This window comes from Pseudomonadota bacterium, assembly GCA_030860485.1.
Classification (GTDB): Bacteria; Pseudomonadota; Gammaproteobacteria; order JACCXJ01; family JACCXJ01; genus JACCXJ01.
Window position 1 is genome coordinate 1 of the sequence record JALZID010000394.1, and the last position, 5,766, is coordinate 5,766.

Genomic DNA, 5,766 nt, shown 5'->3' on the forward strand with positions numbered 1-5,766 from the left:
TCTCAGACAAGTCGGTGTTCGACATGCCGGGCGCCGGCTCAATCGGGAAGCGCCTGGATGGACGGGCGGCGCTGACGTTGAACGTCGGCAAGTTGCTCGCGCTGGCGGCGAACTCGCGAGCTTATTATCCGAATCTTCAACTCGTTCTTGGCGGCAAGACAATCGGGCGAGCGCCAAAGGGCATCACACCGGGTTCAACTGAAGCTGAGGTCGATGCTTATCTCATGAACCCCGAGTTCTATCCCGCCGGCACCTTCGACGAAACGCAGGATGGCGTCGGTAATCCAGTGGTGAACACGCCGCTCTTTCGGCAGGACCTGGCCGCACCCTATGGCACGGCAGGTGAGTTTGCCATCCTGGATAACATTGGCAATTCCTCTTACACCTCGAATCTCGATCCGACGACATTGGTGACGCCAGAAGGCCGGGCATTTTTAAAAATCAAAGCGGGTACCCTAGGCGAGGAGTTGGCCAACAGTTACGAGAAGATTCTGAAGGAGACGGGCGTAACCGGTTATCCCTTTGTTAAAGCGAAGATGGCGGGAAAACCTGGCGAGTTGGCCAATATCGTGGGGCGCCGCGTGGACGACCAAAAGCTTATCGACATGAGTGCTTACATCGACGCGCTCGAGGCCCCGAAGGGCGCGGCGGTCGATCCAGTGGCGTCGGCGCGCGGACGGGGACATTTCCGGAACAACTGCACGAGTTGCCACAATGTCGATCAGAACAGGCCGGTCCCCACCATGCTCGTCGATATGAAGAAGATGATGCCCGACTACCAGCCGGAAGTTCTCGGCCAGCGGCCCCCTTTGAGCCCGATTCAAAATTCATCCGGTGGCTTTGACGACAAGATGATCATCGTGGATGCGAGTGATCGCGGAGACAAGCGCGGGTTCGCACTGCCGCTGCTTCTGGATTTGGATAGAAAAGAAAAATTCCTGCACGATGTTTCGGTCACGGGATTGGATGCGCTGCTTGACCCCAAGCGAGGTGACAAAGCGCCGCATCCCTTTTACATCTCCGACCCTTCGCAACGCGGCGAGATGGTTGATTTTCTCCGGGGCTTGGACACGGGAGAATCTCCGGTCGCCAGGAAGGAAATGATCGAAGACCCGACGCAGAAGATCAGCCGGCCGCGCCAGCTATATACCGGTCATGCGCGCCGTCCCTTCGTACCAGTCGACTCGCGGTGATCGGCGGGGGGACGTGCGCCGGTCGAAGGTCCAGGATCTCTACCGTCTCGGGCCGGGCGTCCGCTAAAGGAGCTTGAGGTCCAGACCCCGTTCCACCAGCCACAGGGCGGCCAGCACCAGGATGGCGAGCGAGCCGCCCTGAAACACCATGCGTGCGTATAACCCCGTATGACGCGCGGCATAGGCCAGCGGGAGGAAGGCCGCCACGATCGCGAGTTGGCCGCACTCCACCCCCAGGTTGAACGCCACGAGCGCCAAGGCCAGAGAACCGGTGGGCAACCCGAGATCGAGGAGCACGCTCGCGAACCCGAGACCGTGCACGAGCCCGAACCCGAAGGCCACCAGCCAGCGTCGTGCCGTCACCAGCGGATAGAGGTTGTTGAGCGCGGCCAAGAGCACCGAGGCGGCGATGGCCGACTCCACCAAACGGGCCGGGAGGGCGATCACCCCGAGCACGGCGAGGCTCAAGGTCACCGAGTGCGCGAGGGTGAATGCCGTCACCACCTTGACGACCTCTGTGAGCGCCGGGCGGAATCCCGATACGGGGACCCAGTGCCCGCCGCTGCGCCACAAGACGGCGGGGAGCAGGAGGCTTAGAAGAAACAGGATGTGGTCGTAGCCGATCCAGATGTGCCATACCCCCTCTCGGCCATAGTCCAGGAACTCCCCGAGGCGGGAGGGGGCGTCGAGGGCCAGCGTGTGCTCGCGGCGATCGGTCGCAAAGATCCCGATCTGGGTCTGTCCCTCGTGTTCCGCGCGCCACAGCCCCCGGTGCTGCGCATCCAGATCGAAGAACAGGTCGTAGTGCAGGACCAGGCGCGGCCCTCGAGCGGCGCAGCGTGCCGAGAACCGTAGTACGGTGTAGGTGCCGTCCGTATGGCGATCGACGAGTTGCTCCTCCACCTGTGCGGCACAGGGCTCTGCGCCCGACGACACCCGAAGGTGTCCCAGCGCATAGGTCGCGATGGCATCGTGGCGCCCCTTGAGCTCACCCCAGGTGATGGCGCCATCGCCATCCGGATCCAGCCCGATCGCATAGTCGAGGTCGCGCAACGCGATGTCCCATTGCCCGGACACGACCTGGTCCCGCACCGTGAATGTGAGGTAGCTGTCGCTCGGTTTGTGGGCCACGGCGGGCGCACTCCAAAACCACGCGATCACCAAGGCCAGAAACAGCATCGTCTACCTCTTGGCCTCCAACTGGTTCGCGAGCCGGCGCAAAGGGAGGTCCTGGAGCCCGGTCCGCTCCATCAACTCGAGGACCGGTCGCGCCGCCTCGGGCTGCCCCGAGGCCAGCGCCGCCTCGAGCAGGATGCGCGCATCCCGTGGCTCGCGCTGCACGGCCCAATTCGCCTTGGCGAGCGTGAGCGCCGCCTGAGGTTGGTCGACGAGGTGCAGGAGGAACCGGGCCTCCTCACCCTGGTGCAGGTTATCGCCGCGCTGCCGGCTCGCCGCAAAGCGCGCCCGCAAGTCTTCCATGTGCGCCTCCTTCCCCGGCGCGCCGATCTCGCGCTCGGCCAGGGTCAGGCGCAGGAGCAGACCATCGACCCGCGTGTCTTCGCGGAGTAACGCGACCACTTCTCCCGCGCGCCCCTGGTCGAGGAGGAAATCCGCGTACGCCCCGAGCAGATAGGCATCGTGGGGGCCTAACGTCTGCGCCTCCTGGAAATGGCCCTCGGCGCGCCCCCAGTCTCCCAGACGTTCGGCGGTCTTGCCGAGCAGCGTCGCGAGCCTTACCCGCTCGCCCAGCGTGGCATTCTGCGACTGCCCCTCTGCGAGCCGGAGCAGCTCATAACCGCCCTGGGCCTGACCCGAGAGGCTCGCCACGCTGCCCATGCAGCTGAATGCGAGGAAGGCCTTGCGCAGTCGCGCGAGGGCCTCGCAGGCTTGCCGGGCCGCCTCGTAGTCGGCGCGCACGATGAAAATGACGGCCCGCATGAGCCAAGCTTGGGGATCCGCGGGCTCCTTCTGCAGAAGCCGGGACAGGTCCTGCAGGGCCGGGTCGAATTCATGCCGGCTCTGGCGGATCGCAGCCCGCAGGAACAGGATCTCCGGGGGCGGGTCTGTGAGCCCCCACCAGGGTTCCAGGGCGGCCTGGGCATAGCCATAGTAGCGCGGGTCCGACTGGACCTGGCCGAGCTCGATGTACCGGCCCGCCACCGCTACGGCCCGCGCCACATCGGTCGGTGCGCGGGCGAGTTGGTCACGCAGTCGACGCAATTCGCCGGAATCACCCCCTAAGGTCGTGGGCAGCCGTTCCAGGACATCCGCGTCGCCCTCGGGAATGAAAGGCGTCGCACCGAGAGGCCGGGTGAAGCCAATCACGGCGAGAAGGATGGCGAGGCCCTTCCCGATCGACCTCCCTCTTAGGCCACGCATGTCAGCAGTATCGCCGTATGCGCCGCTGCTGCTGCCCCACCGAGAAGGTGGGCCGCGCCCCGGGCGGCGCGGCCCATTAGCCCTAATTGCGGGTCCGATCGTCCTCGCCCACCGGGCCGGGCGTGAACGGTTGATGCGTCGGCGGGAAGAACGGGAACACGTCGCGCAAGGGTTGTTCGTTGGGTCCGGTGCTGGTCCCCGTGGTGATGGTACCGTTGGTGACGACCGTAAGGATGGTGTCGATCACGTCATCCCCCAATCGGCGCCCGTTCGGGAACGCCGCCTGCGGGTTATCGCCCCCGCCCAAACCGGTGTTCGGTATCCCGAGGTTCACGCGCAGAAAATCGCCGTTCGTCACGGCCAGGCTCGCGAGCAGGTCGATATTGGCTTGGTTGGTCCCGAGCGCGCGGAGGGTCCCGACGATGGCGGGCGCGAACCTCCCAGCCGCATCGTCCAAGGTCGATGCGCGGTTATGCGCGTCCTTGAGCGGGAACGGGATCAGCGCCACATTGACCGCCGGGTTGCCCGAGCGGTCCAACTGCCGATCCGGTCTACCAGGACGATTAGGTCTATCGATGCGAAAGCCCCGGGTCGTCGCGTTCAGGCCGACGATGGTGTTACCCCTTAGATTACCCAGCAGCGACACCGGGAACCGCAGGGCGATCGCGATGTTGTTATAGCCCGCGAAGGTATCGCGGCCGCGCGTCAGTAGGGTCGGGTTGGGAGCGCCCCTGAGCACCGAGGCGACGAAACGGGCAAAGCCCGGGATGTCGAAGGTGAAGGGGTCATCCACCTCGCCGGCGAAAAAGTCAACGACTCCGAGTCTGGTGGTCACCGTGGTCACCACCGGGGTGGGCGAGGTGCCGCTCAGATTCGAAGGGGTCGTGGGCGCCCTGAACCTCGCTAACCTCCGAACGGTGGGCAGCTCGCGCCGAATGGTGATGGTGGCGGTCTGAGGCGTGGTGCCCGAGGTGACCTTCCGAGAGAATGTGACGGAAATGAACCGGTCAGGCCTCGCATCGCCGGTGGTTTCGAGCTCGAATCCATAGGTCAGCAGGTGGTCGAACACGGAGAAATTGACCGCCTCCCCGGCGGGGATAAACCCCTGCAAGGTCATGGCGATGACGAGCCTGCTGTTGTCGTTGGGATCGAGAAACAGGAAGGAGTCGCCGGTATCGCCAGAGCGCGCCGATCCCGACACGAACGGCGCGTCGCCATGGTCGGCGGCCCTGCTGGGTGGCAGGCCCGCGAGGAAGGTGATGCCCGCTATTGCCGCGGCGAGCGTGGATTTCAGCAAACGGCTGGTGCAAGCACTCATGGTCGTAGTCCTCTTTTATCGTTGCTTCGATACCCGGCCACGGTCACAAGTCGCCCCCGGCTCCCCTCTCCCTCCGGGAGAGGGCTAGGGTGAGGGGATCAAAAAGAGCGATTCGTGATCGTGCCTCGTATAACACACCTCGGTCAGTCTCTGCCAGACCGGGCTCCTATGGAGCGCACGCCCAGCCCCTCCGAACGGCGCGCCCACCACGGAACCGGCCGACCGGCACGGGAGCGAAGACTACCACAAAGCGATCGCTGGAGACCGGCCTTTCGTATACACACAAGACCGGTTCTCGGATGTGGCGGATCCTCGATCGCCCCCGGACCTCCGGTGGCGGGTCCCGGGGTCGGAGCACCGGTGACTCAGAGGCCCGCCTTGAGTGCCTCGACGAAGCGGCGGTATCGCGTATGCGGTGGTGCCGTCCCATCGAGAAGGCGGGCCGCGCCGCCGGACGGCGCGGCCCGGAGGCCTTAATTGCGGATCCGATCGTCCACCGTCCCGGGTACGAACGGCTGATGCGTCGGCGGGAAGAACGGGAACAGCCATGGCCCGCGGCGGCTCGCGCGGCGAGCGAATGGTCGTAGCCCTCTTTTATCCTTGCTTCGATAACGGCCCCGGTCACAAGTCGCCCCCTTGGCCCCCCTCTCCCGCCGAGTGTGTCGCCAAGGTCTTCGACAGGTGCCAGTAGCTTTTGCTGCTAATCGCCGTCAGAATCGCCTGACGCTTACTGGTCCCCAACGCCAGAAGATGGGGTTCCCCGTATCCTGGAAGACCTGCAGGAGGAAGGCGAGCGGGTCAACCACAAGCGGGTGGCGCGCCTCATGCGCTCGGCGGACTTGGTCGGGATCAGTCGACGCAAAGGGTTCAAGACCA

General features: G+C 64.9%; 4 protein-coding genes. 1 reads left to right on the top strand and 3 read right to left on the bottom strand.

Going from position 1 to position 5,766, the window contains the following annotated elements; genetic code table 11:
• The coding region (locus M3461_24205; GenBank protein ID MDQ3777238.1) for a hypothetical protein at positions 1-1,193 on the top strand (1,193 nt) is incomplete at its 5' end.
• A 63-nt stretch (positions 1,194-1,256) separates the two neighbouring features.
• Here M3461_24205 and M3461_24210 read toward each other — a convergent pair.
• From M3461_24210 to M3461_24220, 3 genes are all read right to left on the bottom strand, one after another.
• On the bottom strand, positions 1,257-2,372 hold the full coding sequence (locus M3461_24210; protein MDQ3777239.1) for a HupE/UreJ family protein: 1,116 nt from the start codon (positions 2,370-2,372) through the stop codon (positions 1,257-1,259).
• Positions 2,373-2,375: 3 nt separating this feature from the next.
• Positions 2,376-3,572, bottom strand: coding sequence for a hypothetical protein (locus tag M3461_24215; GenBank protein MDQ3777240.1), 1,197 nt, complete (start codon positions 3,570-3,572; stop codon positions 2,376-2,378).
• Positions 3,573-3,654: 82 nt separating this feature from the next.
• The gene (locus M3461_24220) at positions 3,655-4,890 is read right to left on the bottom strand and encodes a DUF4331 domain-containing protein (GenBank protein MDQ3777241.1); all 1,236 of its coding nucleotides are present in this window, start codon (positions 4,888-4,890) and stop codon (positions 3,655-3,657) included.
• Positions 4,891-5,766 lie beyond the last annotated feature (876 nt).

Bases quoted from the DNA above. Each gene is read 5' to 3' on its own strand.
- M3461_24210 (MDQ3777239.1), bottom strand. From the start codon at position 2,372: ATGCTGTTTCTGGCCTTGGTGATCGCGTGGTTTTGGAGTGCGCCCGCC.
- M3461_24215 (MDQ3777240.1), bottom strand. From the start codon at position 3,572: ATGCGTGGCCTAAGAGGGAGGTCGATCGGGAAGGGCCTCGCCATCCTT.
- M3461_24220 (MDQ3777241.1), bottom strand. From the start codon at position 4,890: ATGAGTGCTTGCACCAGCCGTTTGCTGAAATCCACGCTCGCCGCGGCA.